The organism is Hydrogenophaga sp. PML113 (genome assembly GCF_001777155.1).
GTDB classification, from domain to species: Bacteria; Pseudomonadota; Gammaproteobacteria; order Burkholderiales; family Burkholderiaceae_C; genus Hydrogenophaga; species Hydrogenophaga borbori.
The window spans coordinates 304,202-322,379 of record NZ_MIYM01000001.1 but is presented as its reverse complement, the minus strand read 5'-3'; the positions used below and the strand labels follow the sequence as shown (position 1 = coordinate 322,379).

The following is an 18,178-nucleotide window of genomic DNA, read 5'->3' as shown; positions in this document are numbered from 1 at the left end:
ATGCGTTTCCTGTCTCCGGCCCGCCACCGCCGGGCCGCGTGGCGGCTTGTGCTGGCACTCGCCTGCGGCGCCACGCCGGCCTGGGCGCAGGTCGACCCCGCCACGGCAGGTCCGGCCGCGGCCCCCGCATCGCCCGACACCCCAGCACCCGCCGCGGACGAGGACGACGCCCGTCCTTCCGGCGCCGACACCCGCCGCGCCGCGCGGGCCGCCCGCCCCCCCGTCACGCCACGCTTCGAGATCGAGCTCGACGCCCCCGAGGAACTGCACGCCTTCCTGCTGCGCCACCTGGACATCCAGCGCTTTCGCGAGCAGCGCAGCCTGGACGCCACCGAGCTGGAGCGCCTGCTGAGCGAGCTGCCCGCCAACGCGCGCGAGCTGATCGCCACGCGCGGCTACTTCGCGCCGCGCATCGAGATCGGCGAACCGCTGCCGCCCACCGCGGCCGCCCTCGCCGCCGCCGGCCAGGGCCCCGCGCCGCTGGGCCGCATCCCGGTGCGGGTGGACCCCGGCCCGCCCACCACGGTGCAAAGCGTGCAGATCAGCTTTCTGGGCGACATCGCCAGCGACGCCGACGCCCAGGCGCAGCGCGAGGAGATCCAGCGCGAGGCCGCCCTGCTCGCCGGTCAGCGCTTCACGCAAGACCAGTGGGACCGCACCAAGACCGCCGCGCTGCGCCGCCTGACCGCCCAGCGCTACCCCGGCGGGCGCATCAGCAGCAGCCTGGCCGACGTGGACGGCGCCAGCGCCAGCGCGCGCCTGTACGTGGAGCTCGACTCCGGCGCGCACCGGCGCTTCGGCGCCATCGAGATCGACGGCGCGCAGCGCTACGACCGCGAGATGAGCGAGCGCATCGTGCGCCTCACCGGACTCACGCCGGGCAGCGACTACGACCTCGCCCTGCTGCAGCAGGCCCAGCAGCGCCTGCTCGACAGCGGCTACTACGATGCCGCCTTCGTCTACGTGGAGCCCGGCGCCGGCGGCGGCGCGCTGCCGGTGAAGGTGCAGCTGCGCGAGGCCATGCGGCAGAAGCTGGTGCTGGGCATTGGCGCCAGCACCGACAACGGCGCGCGCCTGTCGCTGGAGCACATCCACAACCGCCTGCCCGGCATCGGCTGGCGGGCCTTGTCCACCCTGCGTTTCGAGCGCCAGGACAGCCTGGCCAAGACCGAGTGGTCCTCGCCGCTGGACAAGGAGGGCTGGCGCTGGGTCTCGCTGCTGCAGGCCGCCAAGCAGGACACCAACCAGGTCGAGACCACCAGCCAGCGCGCGCGCTTCGGCCGGGCACAGGACGGCGTCGAGTACGACCGCAGCGTGTACCTGCAATACGACCGCGCGCGCACCCTCACCGACAGCGAGCGCCTGAGCGGCATCAAGGGCCGCATCGAGTCGTCCATCACGGCCAACTACGCCTGGTCGCGCGAGCGCTTCGACGACCCGATCTCGCCCAACCGCGGCCATGCGCTGGCGGTGGAGCTGGGCGTGGGCAGCACCCTGGGCATCACGCGCAAGCCCTTCGGCCGCACGCAGGCGCGCTGGCTGGGTTACTTCCCGCTCGACCGCGAAGCCGAGCTGCCCTCCACCGTGCCCGGCGAACGCGCCACCGCGCGCCCGCCCACGCGCCTGGGCCGGCTGGCGCTGCGCCTGGAAGGCGGCGCCGTGATCGCCGAGCGGTCCACGCCCGTGCCCGACACCCAGCTCTTCTACGCCGGCGGCGACGCCTCGGTGCGCGGCTACGGCCTGCGCGACATCGGCGTGGTGCAGCCCGACGGCAGCGTGCTCGCCGGCCGCTACAAGGCCGTGGTGAGCCTGGAATGGCAGCGCCCCATCTGGGGCGACGGCGTGTCGCGCTCCCCCTTCGAGCACGTGCTGTTCGTCGACGGCGGCGCCGTCGCCAACCGCGTGAGCGAGCTCGATTTCCTGTGGGGCGTGGGCACCGGCCTGCGCTACAACAGCCCGGTGGGCCCGCTGCAGGTGGACATCGCCTATGGCGTGCAGCCGCGCAAGCTGCGCCTGCACCTGAGCGTGGGCTTCGTCTTCTGAGGTGGCGATGGCCGAGCCCCAGCGCCCCCTTCCCCCACCGGTCGCGCCGCCGCCGGCCCCGCGCTGGCCCGGCGCCGCCGGCTGGTTCGGCCGCGCCCTGGTGTGGCTGTTCGGCGCGCTCGCCGGCGCCGGGCTGGCCGGCGCGCTGCTGCTGGGGGCCTGGGCCGCCAGCGAAGGCTCGCTGGCGCAGGCGCTGCGCTGGGGCCTGGCCTGGCAGGCGGAGAAGGCGCCCGAGGCCGGCCGCATCCAGGCCGAGGGCGTGAGCGGCAGCCTCATCGGCGGTGGCCAAGTGCAGGCGCTCGGTTGGTCGCGGGACGGGCTGTCGGTGCAGGTGGAGGGCCTGCGCCTGCGCCTGGGCGGGCTGTTCTGGCTCGGCCTGCTGCGCCGCGACCTGCTGGTGAGCGAGTTGCATGCCGCGCGCGTGCGCGTGAGCGACCAGCGCCCACCCGCGCCGCCCGCGCCCACCGAGCCCCTGCAGTCCCTGGTGCTGCCGATCGACATCGAGGCCAACCTGTCGGTGGACGAACTGCTGCTGCCCGGACAGGCGCCGCTGGCGCTGCGCGCGCTCGACGCGCGCTACCGCTACGGCCGCGCCGAGCCCGGCCTGGGCACCGAACAGGCGCACACCCTGCTGTTGCGCTCGCTGCAATGGGCCGAGGGCCGCTACAGCGCCCAGGCCACGCTGGGCGCGCAGGCGCCCATGCCGCTGCGCCTGCAGGCCGAAGGCGAACTCAGCGCCGAGGTGCCCGAAGGCGGGCGCCTCGACCTGCGCGCGCGCGCCACCGCCCAGGGCGCGCTGGCCGGCGCCGGCGCCGCGCTCGACCTGGTCGCGCAGATCGAACCCGTGGGCCGCGCCGAGGCCACCCCCACCCTGGCCGGCACCGCGCGCCTGCGCCCCTGGGCCCCTCAGCCCCTGGCCGAAGCCGACCTGCGCCTGTTCCGCCTGAACCTGGCGCTGCTGTGGCCCCAGGCCCCCACCACCGCGCTCACCGGCACCGCCCAGGCCCGACCCGACGGCGCCGACTGGCGCGCGCGACTGGCGCTGGCCAACGAATCGGCCGGCCCGCTGGACCGGCGCCGGCTGCCGCTGGAGTCCATCGACGCCGAGGTGGTGCAGAGCGGCGCGCGCTGGACCCTGGAGCGCCTGGACGCCGCCCTGGCCGGCGGCCGCGTGCGGGCCGAGGGCCGGCGCGACGCCCCCGCCGAGGGCGCCGCCTCCGCCCTGGGCGACTGGCGGGGCCAGCTGCGCGCCAGTGGCCTGAACCCCGCCCTGGCCTGGAGCGCGCTGGCGCCGGCCGCCCTGGACGCCCGCGTCGACGCCCGCGCCGTCGACCCGAACGCCGCCCACCCCGCCATCGACATCGACGCCCGCGTGGCGCCCGCCGGCCGCCAGCCCCGCCGCAGCGCGGCCGAGGCCTGGCGCCTGCGCGAACTGCTGCTGCAAGGCCGCTGGCAGCCCGGCGACACGCCCGGCCAGGGCCAGCTCACCCTGCGCCAGGCGCGCCTCGACGCGCTCGACGGCGTGCTGAACGCCCAAGGCCGCATCGACACCGCGCGCCCCTTGGCGGAGGGCTCGCTCGACGCCACGCTGCCGGGCCTGCGCGCGCGCTGGAGCGGCCTGCTCGCGCACGCGCAAGGCCAGGGCGAGCTGAACCTGGACCTGGCCGACGGCGCGCGCCTGCTGGCCTGGGTGCGCGCCCTGGGCGAGGCGCCGCTGCTCGGCGACCACCTGAAAACGGTCCTGGCGGCGTTGGCCGACGGGCAAGCCGAGGGCCAGGCGCAAGCCCGCCTGCGCTGGCAGGGCGGCCTGGGCGCCTTCGGCTTCCCCGGGCCGGGCCGCGCCGCCGCGCCGCGCCTGGACCTGAGCCTGGGCACCGAGCGCCTGCGCCTGGCCCGTGGCGGCGATGCCCCCCTGGCCCTGGAACTGGGCGCCACGCGCCTCACCGTGCAGGGCCCGCCCGAGGCCCTGGCCCTGGCGCTGCGCACGCGCGCCGAGGCCTCGGGCTGGCGCGCGGAGCTGGACACCGCCGGCGAGCTGGGCTTCATCGGCCTGCCGCTGGACGCGCGGCGCGGCCAGTTGGCCCTGAGCCGGCTCAGGCTGTCGGCCACGCCAACCGGCAACGGCCAAGGCGCAGGCCAGGCGACGGCCGGCGGGAACGGCGGCGCCGTGTCGTGGACGCTGACCAGCGACTCGCCCCTGCGCGCGCGCTGGCAGCCGCGCGCAGGGGCCATCGACGCCGAACTCGACGGTGCCCGCCTGCACGCCCAGCCGAGGCGCGCCGGCGGCGCCGCGCCCGCCCCCGTCACCCTGGCCTGGGAGCAACTCATCTGGCGCGGCGGCGCCCTGCAGACGCGCGGACGCATCGAAGGCCTGCCGCTGGCCTGGGCCGACGCGCTCACCCTCAGCGAGGAAGACCCCGAAGGCGCCCTGGCGCGCGCCGGCCTGGGCGGCGACCTGGTCTTCGACGGCCGCTGGGACCTGAACCTGCCGGCCCAGGCCAGCGAGCCGCCGCGCCTGAGCGCCCTGCTGCAGCGCCGCGGCGGCGACCTCGCCGTGCAGACCCTGGGCGCCTTCGACGACCCGCGCGCCAGCGCGCACCGCATCCAGGCCGGCGTGAAGACCGCCGAGCTCGAACTGCGCACCGAGGGCCGGCGCGTCAGCGCGCGCCTGCGCTGGGACAGCGAGCGCTTCGGCCAGGCCGAGGCCGACCTGGGCAGCGAGTTGGCCCCCCCCGACGCCCCACACGGCGCCTGGCACTGGCCCGACAGTGCGCCGCTGTCGGGCCGCGTGCGCGCCAGCCTGCCCGAGGTGGGCGTGTGGAGCGTGCTGGCGCCGCCGGGCTGGCGCGTGCGCGGCAGCCTCGGCGCCGAGTTCAACATCGCCGGCACCCGCGCCGCGCCGCAGCTGACCGGCCTGCTGGAAGCCAAGGACCTGGCCCTGCGCTCGCTGGTCGACGGCATCGTGTTCCGGGGCGGCGAGCTGCGCGCCACGCTCGCGGGCGAGCGCCTCGTCATCGAGCGCTTCCGCCTCGAAGGCCGCGGCGGCGCCGAGCGCGGCGGCGTGCTGCAGGCCACCGGCAGCGCCGAATGGCGCCGCGTGCAGCGCGACGGCGCCACCGTGCGCGAGCCCCTGATCGCGCTGGACGTGAGCGCCGAGCAGCTGCGCGCCTCCTCGCGCCCGGACCGCAACGTCACCGTCAGCGGCCAAGTCAGCGCTCGACTGGAAGGCGCGGCCCTGCGGCTGCGCGGCCAGCTGCGCGCCGACCAGGCCCTCATCGTGCTGCCCGACGAGGCCGCGCCCAGCCTGGGCGACGATGTGGTGGTGCGCGGCACCGAGTACCCCATCGACCGGCGCGGCGGCGTGCCCGTGGTCCCCGACGTGCGCATCACCGTCGACCTGGGCCCGTCCTTCGAGCTGCGCGGCCAGGGCCTGCAGACGCGCCTGGCCGGCCAGCTGGAGATCCGCACCAACCCGCCCGACCCGGCGCCGCGCATCGTGGGCGAGGTGCGCACCGCGCGCGGCACCTACCGCGCCTACGGCCAGCAGCTCGCCATCGAGTCCGGCGTGCTGGGCTTCGCCGGCGCCTACGACAACCCCCTGCTCGACATCACCGCCGTGCGCCCCAACACCGCGCAGCGCGTGGGCGTGCAGATCACCGGCACGGCGCAGGCGCCGCGCGTGCGCCTGTTCTCCGACCCCGAGATGCCCGACAGCGAGAAGCTGGCCTATCTCGTGCTGGGCCGCCCGGCCAGCGGCGCCGGCGCCGAAGCCGCCGTGCTGCAGCAGGCCGCGCTGGCCCTGCTGGCCGGCAGCGACGGCGGCCCGCTCGACGGCGGCCTGGCCCAGGCCCTGGGCCTGGACACGCTGAGCTTCACCGGCAGCAGCGCCAGCGCCACCGGCGACAGCGGCTCCACCTCGGCCGCCGTCACCCTGGGCAAACAGATCGCCGACAACCTGTACCTGAGCTACGAGCGCAGCCTGGCGGGCACGCTGAGCACCGTGTCCATGTTCTACGACGTGTCGCGCCGCGTGACCGTGCGCGCCCGCGCGGGCAGCGAGAACGCCATCGACCTGATCTTCACGCTGCGCTACGACTAGGCCTTGCGCACGACCAGGCGGCGCGGACCCCGCCGATACAATCGCCGCTCCCCGCGCCGCCGTAGTTCAATGGATAGAACGAGCGCCTCCTAAGCGCTAGATGCAGGTTCGATTCCTGCCGGAGGCACCACCCCACTTCCCGGCTTCCCGGCTTGCCGGCTTCCCGGCTTCCCGGCCTCCCCTCCCCCCGCTCCCGCACCGTTCGTCGGCCCGCCCCCGCGCCGGTGTCGAAACGCCGCGTCCCCATCCGTCGTGGGCATGAAGCCTGCCGGGGCCATCCCCCCAGCCTTCATCACCCCCAACCGGAGACCCCGCATGACCTCGCTCAGCCCCTACCTGTCCTACAACGGCAACTGCACCGAAGCCATGAACTTCTACGCCAAGCTGTTCGGCGCGAAGCTGGAAACGCTGCTCACCTACGGTGACATGCCGCCCGAGATGGGCCCTTGCGCGCCGGGCGCCGAGAAGCTGGTGATGCACGCCCATCTGGTGCACCCCGGCTTCACGATCATGGCCGGCGACACGCCGCCCGGCATGGAGTTCAAGGGCATCGCGGGCGCCATGATGGCCATCAGCTTCGACACCCCCGCCGAGGCGCAGCGCGTGTTCCAGGCGCTCAGCGAGGGCGGCAACGTCACCATGCCCCTGAGCGAGACCTTCTGGGCGCAGACCTTCGGCATGGTCACCGACCGCTTCGGCACGCCCTGGGGCGTCAACGGCGGGCCGAAGAACTTCAAGCAGCCCTGAAGCGGCCGGGGCCGGCTCAGCGCAGCATCGCGTAACCGATGGCGATGGCCGCCACCAGCCCCACCGCGTCGGCGAACAGCGCGCACGCCAGCGCGTAGCGCGTGCGCTGCACGCCCACGCTGCCGAAGTACACCGCGAGCACGTAGAACGTGGTCTCGGTGGACCCCTGCACGATGGCCGCCAGGCGCCCGGCGAAGGAGTCCACGCCGTGCACCTGCATCACGTCGATCATCAACCCGCGCGCGCCCGCGCCCGAGAAGACCTTCATCAGGCCCACAGGCAGCGCGGGCAGGAAGTCGGTGTCCAGACCCAAGGCCGACACCCCGGCGCCGATGCCCGCGAGCAGGAAGTCCATGCAACCCGCCGCGCGGAACAGGCCCACGGCGACCAGGATGGCGATCAGGTAGGGCACGATCTGGATGGCCACGCCGAAGCCGTCCTTGGCGCCGTCGATGAAGGCCTCGTAGACGTTCACGCGCCGCCACGCGCCCGCCAGCAGGAACAGCATCACCACCCCCAGGATCACGGCCGCGCCCGTGGTCCCCGCGATGCGCGCGGCCTGATCGGCCGGCAGGCGGGCCATGCCCCCCACGGCGGCCGCCAGCAGGCCGCCCACCGCCAGCACGGGCAGCAGGAAACGCGCGCGCCACAGCGGCAGGCGCTGGCACACGGCCACCGCCAGCACGCCGGCCAGCAAGGCGATGAAGGTGGCCAGCAGCGTGGGCAGGAAGATGTCGGCCGCGTTGAAGTCGGCGCCCAGGCCCTGCTTGAGCGCCACGCTCTGGCGGATGGCGATCACCGAGGTCGGGATGAGCGTGAGCCCGGCCGTGTTCATCACCACGAACATGATCTGCGCGTGGCTGGCGGTGCCGGCGGGCGCGGTGTTGAGCGACTGCAGCTCGCGCATGGCCTTCAGGCCCAGCGGCGTGGCGGCGTTGTCCAGGCCCAGCAAGTTGGCCGAGATGTTCATGGTCATGGCGCCCTGCGCCGGGTGGCCCTGCGGCACCTCGGGGAACAGGCGGCGCAGCAGCGGCCCGGCCAGGCGCGCCAGCAGCTCGATCATTCCCGCGCGCTCACCCACACGCATCAGGCCCAGCCACAGCGCCATCACGCCGGCCAGACCGAGCGAGATCTCGAAGCCCGAGCGCGCGCCGTCGAACAGCGCGCCGAGCAGCGCCGGCAGGATGCCGTCCTCGCCCAGGGCCCAACGCACCAGGGCGGTGGCGAAAGCCACCGTGAAAAGACCGATCCAGGCCCAGTTCATCGCCATGGGGGGCGATGGTAGGGCCTGCGGCGAGGGGGCCGGTTCAGCCCTGCAGCTGGCCTTCGCTCAGCGTGTCGAGCTGGAAGCGCCCGCTGCGGTCCCAGAGCCAGGTGTCGATGTAGCTGGTGCGGCTGCCCGGCGAGGGAAAGGGCGCGGCGTCGCGCACCAGGCGCTCGATCTGCGCCACCACCTCGGGCGCGTGCGTGGGCGAGCGCAGCCACTTGAAGGAGCCGACGCGCCCGTTGCCTTCGACCACCACCTCCAGCACACCGATGGCGTACAGCATGGGCGGCAGCTTGCCCGGGTAGATGCGCTGCGGGTAACGGCGGTAGAGGTGGTTGGCGGCGGTGCGGCGGTAGGCCGGGTCGGCGGCCGGCGCCTGCCGGCCCGGCACGGGCAGCGAGGGCAGCACCGAGCAGCCGGCCATGAGCGCGGCGGCGCCGGTGGCGGCGCCCAGCGCCAGGAGCTGGCGGCGGTCGGGCATGGGGTGGGGGGGTAGCGGTTCCATGCGCGGCATTGAAGCAGCACGCGCACCGGCGCACAAGGCGGCATACAAGTGCTTACGCCGGCGCGCGGCGGGTTGTTTCACTTGCCGCGCAGCGTGCGGCTGAGCAGGATCACCGGGATCAGGCCCACCAGCACCAGGGCCAGCGCGGGCAGCGCGGCCTCGCCCAGGCGCTCGTCGCGCGCCAGGTTGTAGGTCACCACGGCCAGGGTGTCGCTGTTGAAGGGCCGCAGCACCAGGGTGGCGGGCAGTTCCTTCATCACGTCCACGAACACCAGCAGCGCGGCCGCCGCCGTGGCGCGCCGCAGCAGCGGCCAGTGCACGCGCATGGCCAGCGCCGCGCCGGTGGTGCCCAGCATGCGGGCGGAGTCGTCCAGGCTGGCGGGGATGCGGGCGTAGCCGGCCTGCACCGACTGCAGGGCCACCGCCGTGAAGCGCACCAGGTAGGCCCAGACGATGCCCAGCGCCGTGGCCGTGACCCAGTAGCCCACGCCGGCCTCGGGCCAACGCTCCTGCACCCAGCCCACGGGCAGCAGCAGGCCCACCACGATGACCGCGCCCGGGATGGCGTAGCCCAGGCTCACCAACTGCGAGACGCCGCGCGTGAGCCCCGAGGGCCGCGCGCGCACCGAGAAGCCCAGCGCCAGCGCGATCAGCACCGCCAGCGCGGCCGACAGGCCGGCCAGCCACACGCTGTTGCGCGCCCACTGCTGGAACTGGCCCCAGGGCAGCACGTCCCAGCCGCCGATGAGCGGGTGCAGCATGAACAGCACCGGCAGCACGAACCCGGCCAGCACCGGCAGCGCGCACACCCCCACCGCCAGCGCGGCCCGCCCGCCGCGCAGGCGCACCGGCTGGGCCTCGGCGCTGCCGGCGCGCTGGCCGCGCAGCGTGGCGAAGCGCATGCGCCGTTGCGCGCGCTGCTCCACCCACAGCAGCGCGGCCACGGTGAGCAGCAGCAGCGTGGCCAGCTGAGCGGCCGCCAGGCGGTTGTCCATCACCAGCCAGGCCTTGTAGACACCGGCGGTGAAGGTCTGGATGCCGAAGTAGCTGGCCACGCCGAAGTCGGCCAGGGTTTCCATCAGCGCCAGCGCCACGCCGGCCGCCACGGCCGGGCGCGCCAGCGGCAGCGCCACGGTGCGGATGCGCCGGCCCAGCGGCGCGCCCAGCAGGCGCGCGGCCTCCATCAGCTGCGCGGCGCGCTCAGCCAACGCGGTGCGCGCCAGCAGGTAGACGTAGGGATAGAGCGTGAAGGTGAAGACCCAGACCGCGCCGCCCGTGCTGCGCACCTCGGGCAGCAGGCGGCCGCTGAGGCCGAAAGTCGAGCGCATCCCGGTCTGCAGCGGGCCGCTGAACTGAAGGAAGTCGGTGTAGGCATAGGCCACCACATAGGCCGGCATGGCCAGCGGCAGCAGCAGCGCCCATTCGAAGCTGCGCCGGCCGGGAAAGTCGAACAGGGTGACCGCGCTGGCCGTGAGCACGCCCACCAGCGCCACCCCCAGCGCCACGCTCACGCACAGCAGCAGCGAGGTGAGCGTGTACTCGGGCAGCACGGTCTGCGCCATCTGCGAGAGCACGTCCCGGGCGGCGGCGTCGAAGCCGAACCAGGAGGCGGCGAGCGCGAACACCGGCAGCACCAGCGCGGCGGCCAGCAGCAACAAGAGCACCTGAGCGGGCCAGCGCGGCATGGAAGGTTCTTTTGGGGCGCCGCGGCCCAAAGGATCGACCGCACCAACGCAAATGAGAATTGTAGACATCTACAATGGGCCCTATGTTCCTGAAGGTCTCGCAACTCCAGGTGCGCTACGCCGGCGCGCCGCACCCGGCTGTCGATGGCGTGAGCTTCGGCCTGGCGGCGGGCGAGATCGGCGTGCTGATCGGCCCCTCGGGCTGCGGCAAGACCACGCTGCTGCGCGCGGTGGCCGGCCTGGAACGCGCGCAGGGCGGCGAGATCGTGCTCGACGGCGAGACCGTGAGCAGTCCCGGCCACCACCTGCCGCCCGAGCGCCGGCGCATCGGCATGGTGTTCCAGGACTACGCGCTGTTCCCGCACCTGGACGTGGCGGCCAACGTGGCCTTCGGCATCCACCAGATGCCCCGCGCCCAGCGCGAGGCGCGCGTGGGCGAGGTGCTGCGCCTGGTGGGCCTGGAGGGCCTGCGCACGCGCCACCCGCACGAGTTGTCGGGCGGCCAGCAGCAGCGCGTGGCGCTGGCGCGCGCGCTGGCGCCCAACCCGCGCCTGCTGCTGCTCGACGAGCCCTTCTCCAACCTCGACGTGGACCTGCGCGAGCGGCTCGCGCACGAGGTGCGCGGCATCCTGAAGGCCGCCAACGCCACGGCGCTGTTCGTCACGCACGACCAGCTGGAGGCCTTCGCCATCGGCGACCGCATCGGCGTGATGCACGAAGGCCGGCTGCACCAGTGGGACGAGGCCTACGCGCTCTACCACCGCCCGGCCACGCGCTTCGTGGCCGAGTTCATCGGCCACGGCGTGTTCGCGCCCGCGCAGATCCTGCAGAACGGCGGCCAGGTGGCCGTGCAGACCCCCCTGGGGGCCCTGCAGGACATGGAGGAATGTCCGCTGCCCAATGCCTATGAGTCCGGGCTGTGCGACGTGCTGCTGCGCGCCGACGACATCGTGCACGACGACGCCGCGCCGGTGAAGGCGCAGATCGTGCGCAAGGCCTTCCGGGGCTCCGAGTTCCTCTACACCCTGCGCCTGGCCAGCGGTGAGACGCTCATGACCCACGTGCCCTCGCACCACAACCACGCGGTGGGCGAGTGGATCGGCATCCGCGCCGAGGTGGACCACGTGGTCACCTTCGAGCGCAACGGCCCGGCCTCCTCGCCGCCCGCGCCGGGCGTGCACCGCTCGCCCGGCGCGCCGCTGGCGAGCGGCTGATCAGCCGGGCCGCGCGCGGCCCGGGCGCCGCAGCCACCACATCGCCGCACCGGCCGCGCACAGCAGCACCACGGCCGCGCAGGCGGCCAGGTTGAGCAGCGCGTTCCACAAGCCCATGTCGCCCTGGTGCAGGGCGATGGCCACGGCCATGGTCTTGGCCATGGCGCCGTAGTCGGCGAAACGGATGTCCGCCAGCACGCGCCCGCTGTAGCGGTCCAGGTGCACGGTGCGGTCGGCCGTGGGCTGGCCGAGGTCGCCGCTCATGGTGCTGGCCGAGACGGTGTAAACGCCGCGCGGATCGCGCGGTGGCGCGATCTGGTGCTGGCCCTGAAAGCCCAGTTGCTTCGCAAAGGCGGCGACGCTGTCGAGGTCCACCGGCGCGTGGGCGGCCAGGCCTTCGCTGCCGGCGCCGGAACCCGAGGCCGGCAGCGGCGTCTGGGCCAGGCCCCAGGGCACCTCCTGCAGACCCGCCGTGTTCAGCACCGCGTGCGCTTCACCCGAGAGCGGCACGGCGTCCCACTGCTCGGCGGGAAAGCTGCCCCAGGCCTGCAGCCAGCGCTCGCCGGTCACGCCGGTCCAGGTGAGGCCCGTGAGCAGGAAGGCCAGCAGCACGGCGCCGGTGCCCAGGCCCAGGCTGCCGTGCAGCGAGCGCCACCAGCCCAGGCCGCGCAGGCGGGCGTCGGGCCACAGGCGCGAGCGCCAGCCAAGCCCGCCGCGCGGCCACCACAGCACCACGCCCGTGAACAGCATGACCAGCATGGCCCAGGCCGCGATCTCGATCAGGCGATCGCCCCGATCGCCCATGAGCAGGGTGCCGTGGATGCGCTGGGCCCAGGCGAAGGGCGTGTCGCCCTTGTCCACCCAGTGCAGCACGGTGGCGCGGTAGGGGTCGACCGCGGCGGCGAGGGTCTGCCCGTCGCGTTCGATGACGAACCAGGCGGCGCGCTCGGGCGAGCGCGGCGCGATGTAGCCGCGCAGGCGCCCCTCGGGCACCTCCACCAGGGCGGCGAGCGCCTGCGCGCTCACCGGCTGGGCCGTGGGCAGCGGCACCACGCGCGGATCGGCGCCCAGGCGGGTCTGGAAGCCGGTGTAGAAGACCATCACGGCGCCGGTGATGGCGAGCGTGAGCAGAAAAGGCATCACCAGCAGGCCGGCGATGGCGTGCCAGCGCCAGGCGATGGCGCGCAGGTCGGCGCGGGCGCGCGCGGGCGCGCCCGAGGTATCGGGCGGGAAGGACATGGGAAGGCCTCGGCGGCTGGCGCTCAGTGCTTGCCGTGGCCGCTGCCGTGGGCAGCGCCAGCGGGCGCGGCCGGCATGGGCGCCATCGCGCGGGCCGTGGCCTTCACGTCCTGGGTCTGGCGCTGGCCGTCGGCGCCTTCGAACACCAGCGTCAGGGGCACCGCGTCGCCCGCTTTCACGGGCGCCTTGAGGTCCATCATCATCACGTGGTAGCCGCCGGGCTTGAGCTCCACGGTCTGGCCCGCGGGCAGCGGCAGCGCGGCGATGGCGCGCATGCGCATCACGTCGCCCTCGAGCTTCATCTCGTGCACCTCGACGACGCCGGCGGCCGGCGAGCGCACCTCCACCAGGCGCGTGGCCTGCGGCGCGGTGAGTTTCATGAAGGCGCCGGTGGACGACTGCGCGCCGACGGTGGCGCGCGCCCAGGCGTCCTGCACCTGCACGGGCGTCTGGGCCCAGGCGGTGGCGGCGATGGCAAAGGAAGAGGCGATGAACAGGTGTTTCATGGGGAATCCGAATCGGCAATGGGGAGGACACGGCGCGGGCCAGAGCGGCGCGCCGTGCGGGAAGGGATTCAGATGCCCCGGGGCGGCGCGCGCGCCGGCGCGTGGGCCGTGGCCGGCGCGTCCTGCCCGCGCTGCGCCTGCGCCAGCGGCACGGGCTGAGGCGCCGCCTCGGGCAAGGCCAGCGCGGGCGCGGGCGGCAGGCCCGCGCCACCGGCGCTGATGGCGCCCCAAGGACAGGTCAGCGCGGCCTCGGGCGCGTGGCCGTCGGCGCTGTCGCTGGCGTCGGCGCGCACCCAGGTGATGCCGCTGGCGCTGCAGATCTGCACCCAGTGGCCCGCGTCGGGCCCGCGGGCCTGCAGCGCGGCCTGCGACAGCACGGGCGCGAAGGCACCGAAGCAGACCGCCAGGAGGGCGATCCACGCGGTGAGGCGACGCGGCCAGCGGTGCAGGAACATGGGACGGGATTCTACGGGCGGGGTCCCGCCCGCGACGCCCGAGGCCTTGCGCCCCCCCGGCATCGGGGCCACGATCCCCCGTTTCGAACGACCACCGGAGACATCGCCCATGCTCAAGCTCTGCGGCTTCGCGGCCAGCAACTACTACAACAAGGTCCGTCTCGCCCTGCTGGAAAAGGGCATCCCCTTCGAGGAAGAACTGGCCTGGATCGGCGAGACCGACCCCAGCTGCAGCCCGCTGGGCAAGGTGCCCTACCTCAAGACCGACCAGGGCGCGCTGTCGGAGTCGACCGTGATCCTGGAGTACCTGGAGGACGCCTACCCGCACCCGCCGCTGCTGCCGGCCGACGCCTTCGCGGCCGCCAAGGTGCGCGAGCTGGTGCGCTACCTGGAGCTGCACCTGGAACTGGTGGCGCGCAACCTCTACCCCGAGGCCTTCTTCGGCGGCAAGGTCAGCGACGCCGCGAAGGAGAAGATCGCGCCGCAGCTGGAGAAAAACATCGCCGGCTTCGCCAAGCTCGCCAGCTTCTCGCCCTTCCTCGCCGGCCCTGAGTTCACCCTGGCCGACTGCGCGGGCGCGGTGCACCTGCCGCTGGTGAGCAGCGCCACCAAGATCATCTACGGCCGCGACTTCCTGGCCGAGCTGCCCGTGCGCGACTACCTCAAGCGCCTGGGCGAGCGGCCCACGGTGCAGAAGCTCAACGCCGACCGCAAGGCCAACACCGAACTGATGTTGAGCCGAAGCAAACGCTGAACCAACGCCCATCCACCACCCGGCGGCACCTCGGAACCGGCTTTGCCGGGCCGCAGGTGCCGCCCCCTTTAGAGGGGGCGCGCGAAGCGCGGCGGGGGTGCTTCTACTTCTTGGGGCGGATCGCGTCAGCGGTTCCCTGTATGAAGGCCTTGATCTTCTGCACGTCGTCCGGCGTGAGCTTGCCCGTGAAGTCGGGCATGCCGCGCGCCATGGCCGGGCCCTTGAAGACGAACTTGTCCAGGTTCTCGATGAAGGCCGAGTCCATGTAGCCCAGGTTGGGGATGTTGCCGCCGCGGTCCACGCCCGGCACGCCGTGGCAGAACACGCAGTTGCTCACGTACAGCGCGGTGCCCTCGGGCACATGGGCCGGGTCGTACTTCACGCCCTGCACGAGCTGGCCCAGCCGGTAGGCCACGAAGTCCGGCGCCGGCGCCTTGCCGCCCACGGCGAAGGTGTAGACCGTGCCCGGGCCCTGGCGCTCGGTGGCGCGCTGCGCCAGGCCGTACACACCGCCCCAGCCCACGGCAATGGACACGTACTGCTTGCCGTCCACCAGGTAGGTGGTGGGCGCGGCCACCACCCCGGTGCCGGTGGGCGTCTCCCACAGCTTCTCGCCGCTGGCGGCGTTGTAGGCCACGAAGCGGCCGTCGGCCGTGCCCTGGAACACCAGGTTGCCGGCCGTGGTGAGCGTGCCGCCGTTCCAGGGCGAGACGTGCTCCACCGTCCAGCGCGCCTGCTGCTTCACCGGGTCCCAGGCCACCAGGCGGCCAAAGGGCTTGCTGGCGGGCGGCTCCACGTTGGCGAAGGTGGCCAGGTTCCAGCCCATGTTGCTGTGCGGCTCGCCCGGGCGCACGCCGTTGAAGTTCCAGTTCTTGTTGTCCATCAGCGTGAGCGGCACGCCCTGCACCGGCATGTAGACCAGGCCGGTCTTCGGGTTGAAGGACATGGAGTGCCAATTGCGCGCGCCAAAGGCGCTGGGGATGATCTCGCGCGGGCGGTCGGCCGTGCGCGCGATGTCGGTCTCGATCGGGCGGCCATTCTTGTCGTAGCCCGTGGCCCAGTTCACGTCGACGAAGTTCTTGGCCGAGATGAACTTGCCGTTGGTGCGGTCGACGATGAAGAAGAAGCCGTTCTTGGGCGCGTGCATCACCACCTTGCGCTTCTTGCCGTCCAGCGTGAGGTCGGCCAGGATCATGGGCTGCGTGGAGGTGAAGTCCCAGTTGTCGCCGGGCGTTTCCTGGTAGTGCCAGACGTACTTGCCGGTGTCCGGGTTGAGCGCGACGATGGACGCCAGGTACAGGTTGTCGCCGCCGGCCGGACTGCGCTTGCTGCGCGCCCAGGGCGAGCCGTTGCCGGTGCCGATGTAGAGCAGGTTCAGCTCGGGATCGAAGGCCATGGCGTCCCAGGCCGTGCCGCCGCCGCCCGCCTCCCACCACTTGCCGGCCGGGTCCCAGGTCTTGGCGGCCTTGGCCATGGACTCGTCCTCGAAGGGTTTGGACGGGTCGCCCGGCACGGTGAACCAGCGCCACTTCTGCTCGCCGGTCTTGGCGTCGTAGGCCGTGACATAGCCGCGCACGCCGTACTCGGCGCCGCCGTTGCCGATGATGACCTTGCCCTTGACCACGCGCGGCGCGCCGGTGATGGTGTAGCTGAACTTGCGGTCGATGATGGTGTCCTTCTCCCACACCTTCTGGCCCGTGGCGGCGTCCAGCGCCACCAGGCGGCCGTCGTAGGAGGCCACGAAGACCTTGCCCTCGTACAGGGCGACGCCGCGGTTGACCACGTCGCAGCAGCCCTTGAAGCCGCCCTCGCGCGGCACCTGCGGGTCGTAGGACCAGATGCGCTTGCCGGTGCGCACGTCGATGGCGTGCACCACGCTCCACGAGGCGGTCACGTACATGATGCCGTCCACCACCAGCGGCGTGGCCTCCACCCCGCGCGTGGACTCCAGGTTGTAGGACCAGACCAGGCCCAGGTCCTTCACGTTGCCGGTGTTGACCTGGTCGAGCCTGGAGTGCCGGGTCTCGGCGTAGTCCAGGCCGTGGCTGGGCCAGTCGGGCGTGGCGCGCGCGTTGCTGCGCACGAAGGCGCCGTCGACCTTCTTCGTGACCGCGCTGATGTGCGCGGCCGATCCCTTGACCGTCGCCTGCTGGGCCTGCGCGCCGAGCGCGGCGCCCAGCAGCAGCGCCAGGCCGACGGCGGCGCGGGCGGTGAGCGAATGGGTGCTCATGTTGTCTCCTGATGTGCCGGTCCGGGCCGGCGTGTGGGGTCGGTGGCAAGGCTCGCGCATCCCCCCGGAACACGGATGCCGCGACGGCCATGTTCCGCAGCCGGCCATCGCGCGGCACCCCCGGGATTTCCCTCAAGTGTTTTGTTCCACGGTGGAACAGAGTGGGCGGATGGCGCAGGGATTTCCCGCAGCGCGGTGCCCGTGCGCGGCACCGATACTGCCCTGGCCCACCCCGAGCGAACCCATGGCCGAGCCCGCCCGCCCCCTGTTCTTCCAGACCGCCGAGCAGCGCACAGCGCTCGCGCGGCAGCGGTTCTTCGACGAAGGCGAACGCCCCACCGGGCTGGTGAACGAAGCCGTCATCCAATCGTGGATGCGCTGCACCGCCACGCGCCGCGACCCGCACCAGGCGGTGAGCTTCGACCCCGTGACGCGCAGCCGCATGCACGCCTGCCTGACGCGCAACCAGCAGCTGCTGCTGGCCGGCAACGAAGACCTGCAGCAGCTCGCCGCGGCGCTGGGCGGCACCAGCTGCCGCGTGCTGCTCACCGACGGCCAGGGCGTGGTCATCCACGCCAGCGCGCCGCTGGGCACGGCACCGCAGCCGCTGCTGGACGCGGGCAGCCGCGTGGGCGTGAACCTGGCCGAGGGCGAGATCGGCACCACGGCGCCGGGCATCGTGGCGCGCGTGGCCAGCGCCTGCACCGTGCAGGGCGCCGAGCACTTCCACGAGATGCTGCAGACCCTGCACTGCGCGGCCGCGCCCATCCGCGACGTGCACGGCCGCCTGGCCGGCGTGCTGGACCTGTCCATCGAGGGCTCGCCCTTCGGCTTCGACGCCGCCGGCCTGGTGGCGCTCTACGCCAGCACCATCGAGAACCGGCTGCTGCGGCTGCAGTCGCCCGCGCACCTGGTGCTGCAGTTCCAGGCCAGCCCGCGCGTGCTGGGCACGCCGCTGGAAGGCCTGGCCGGCATCGACGTGGGCGGCCAACTGGCCTGGCTCAACCCGGTGGCGCAACGCCTGACCGGCGCCAACGCCCTGGCCCACCCACCGGTGGACGAGGTGTTCGGCCTGGCCTTCGAGGAACTGCTGGCCTTGCACCGCGCCCGCGAGCCGCGCGCGCTGCGGCTGCCCAACGGGCTCACGGTCTGGGTGCGCGCCCACATCGGCAGCGCCGACGGCGTGGACTTCAACCGCGCCGTGGCCACCGGCGCGCCGCCGTCCTCGGCCGGCGAGGCCGCGCCCGACGCACCGATCGCCGACGCCGCGCCCTCCTCCACGCTGGACGACCACCGCGACCGCGTGATCTCCGAAACGCTGGCGGCCTGCGGCGGCAACATCGCGCGCGCCGCGCGTCAGCTGGGGGTGTCGCGCGGGCTGCTGTACCGGCGGCTGCGGGCCGCGCCGGCGACCGAGGCCTCCGCCCCCTGAAC

13 protein-coding genes and 1 tRNA gene are annotated in these 18,178 nt (G+C 73.8%); 7 read left to right on the top strand and 7 right to left on the bottom strand.

The genetic code is table 11. The features are described from left to right. The 4 genes from BHU06_RS01425 to BHU06_RS01410 all read left to right on the top strand — a co-directional run bounded on the left by BHU06_RS01425 (position 1) and on the right by BHU06_RS01410 (position 6,889). Positions 1-2,043, top strand: a complete 2,043-nt coding sequence (locus BHU06_RS01425) for an autotransporter assembly complex family protein (protein WP_070397353.1) — start codon at positions 1-3, stop codon at positions 2,041-2,043. Positions 2,044-2,050: 7 nt separating this feature from the next. After that, positions 2,051-6,142, top strand: a complete 4,092-nt coding sequence (locus BHU06_RS01420; protein ID WP_070397352.1) for a translocation/assembly module TamB domain-containing protein — start codon at positions 2,051-2,053, stop codon at positions 6,140-6,142. 55 nt (positions 6,143-6,197) lie between these two features. Further along, positions 6,198-6,272, top strand: a tRNA-Arg gene (locus BHU06_RS01415). Between the two features lie 185 nt (positions 6,273-6,457). After that, complete coding sequence (locus tag BHU06_RS01410) at positions 6,458-6,889, top strand: VOC family protein (protein ID WP_070397351.1); 432 nt, start codon at positions 6,458-6,460, stop codon at positions 6,887-6,889. Between the two features lie 16 nt (positions 6,890-6,905). Here BHU06_RS01410 and BHU06_RS01405 read toward each other — a convergent pair whose 3' ends face one another. The 3 genes from BHU06_RS01405 to BHU06_RS01395 form a co-directional block, all read right to left on the bottom strand. Next, positions 6,906-8,159, bottom strand: coding sequence for a nucleoside recognition domain-containing protein (locus tag BHU06_RS01405; protein WP_070397350.1), 1,254 nt, complete (start codon positions 8,157-8,159; stop codon positions 6,906-6,908). Positions 8,160-8,196: 37 nt separating this feature from the next. Continuing rightward, positions 8,197-8,580 carry a hypothetical protein gene (locus BHU06_RS01400; RefSeq protein ID WP_239478346.1) on the bottom strand — a complete coding sequence of 128 codons (384 nt, stop codon included), beginning with the start codon at positions 8,578-8,580 and terminating at the stop codon, positions 8,197-8,199. Positions 8,581-8,738: 158 nt separating this feature from the next. Beyond that, positions 8,739-10,346, bottom strand: coding sequence for an iron ABC transporter permease (locus BHU06_RS01395; RefSeq protein ID WP_070397348.1), 1,608 nt, complete (start codon positions 10,344-10,346; stop codon positions 8,739-8,741). Positions 10,347-10,429: 83 nt separating this feature from the next. On the opposite strand from BHU06_RS01395, the gene BHU06_RS01390 reads away from it, so the two are divergent. Continuing rightward, entirely contained in the window at positions 10,430-11,560 is a 1,131-nt protein-coding gene (locus tag BHU06_RS01390) for an ABC transporter ATP-binding protein (RefSeq protein ID WP_254668099.1), read from the top strand. Here BHU06_RS01390 and BHU06_RS01385 read toward each other — a convergent pair whose 3' ends face one another. The 3 genes from BHU06_RS01385 to BHU06_RS01375 all read right to left on the bottom strand — a co-directional run bounded on the left by BHU06_RS01385 (position 11,561) and on the right by BHU06_RS01375 (position 13,760). Then, positions 11,561-12,799, bottom strand: a complete 1,239-nt coding sequence (locus BHU06_RS01385) for a PepSY domain-containing protein (protein ID WP_070397347.1) — start codon at positions 12,797-12,799, stop codon at positions 11,561-11,563. A gap of 23 nt (positions 12,800-12,822) precedes the next feature. Then, entirely contained in the window at positions 12,823-13,305 is a 483-nt protein-coding gene (locus BHU06_RS01380; protein ID WP_070397346.1) for a copper chaperone PCu(A)C, read from the bottom strand. A 68-nt stretch (positions 13,306-13,373) separates the two neighbouring features. Further along, positions 13,374-13,760, bottom strand: a complete 387-nt coding sequence (locus BHU06_RS01375; protein ID WP_070397345.1) for a DUF2946 family protein — start codon at positions 13,758-13,760, stop codon at positions 13,374-13,376. Positions 13,761-13,869: 109 nt separating this feature from the next. Here BHU06_RS01375 and BHU06_RS01370 point away from each other — a divergent pair, with 109 nt between their 5' ends. Beyond that, complete coding sequence (locus BHU06_RS01370) at positions 13,870-14,514, top strand: glutathione S-transferase family protein (RefSeq protein ID WP_070397344.1); 645 nt, start codon at positions 13,870-13,872, stop codon at positions 14,512-14,514. Positions 14,515-14,617: 103 nt separating this feature from the next. Here the strand turns inward: BHU06_RS01370 and BHU06_RS01365 are convergent, their stop codons facing one another. After that, positions 14,618-16,744, bottom strand: a complete 2,127-nt coding sequence (locus BHU06_RS01365) for a PQQ-dependent dehydrogenase, methanol/ethanol family (RefSeq protein ID WP_070397343.1) — start codon at positions 16,742-16,744, stop codon at positions 14,618-14,620. 244 nt (positions 16,745-16,988) lie between these two features. Here BHU06_RS01365 and BHU06_RS01360 point away from each other — a divergent pair, with 244 nt between their 5' ends. Next, positions 16,989-18,176: a helix-turn-helix domain-containing protein gene (locus tag BHU06_RS01360; protein WP_070397342.1), complete on the top strand. Its 1,188-nt coding sequence runs from the start codon at positions 16,989-16,991 to the stop codon at positions 18,174-18,176. Positions 18,177-18,178 lie beyond the last annotated feature (2 nt).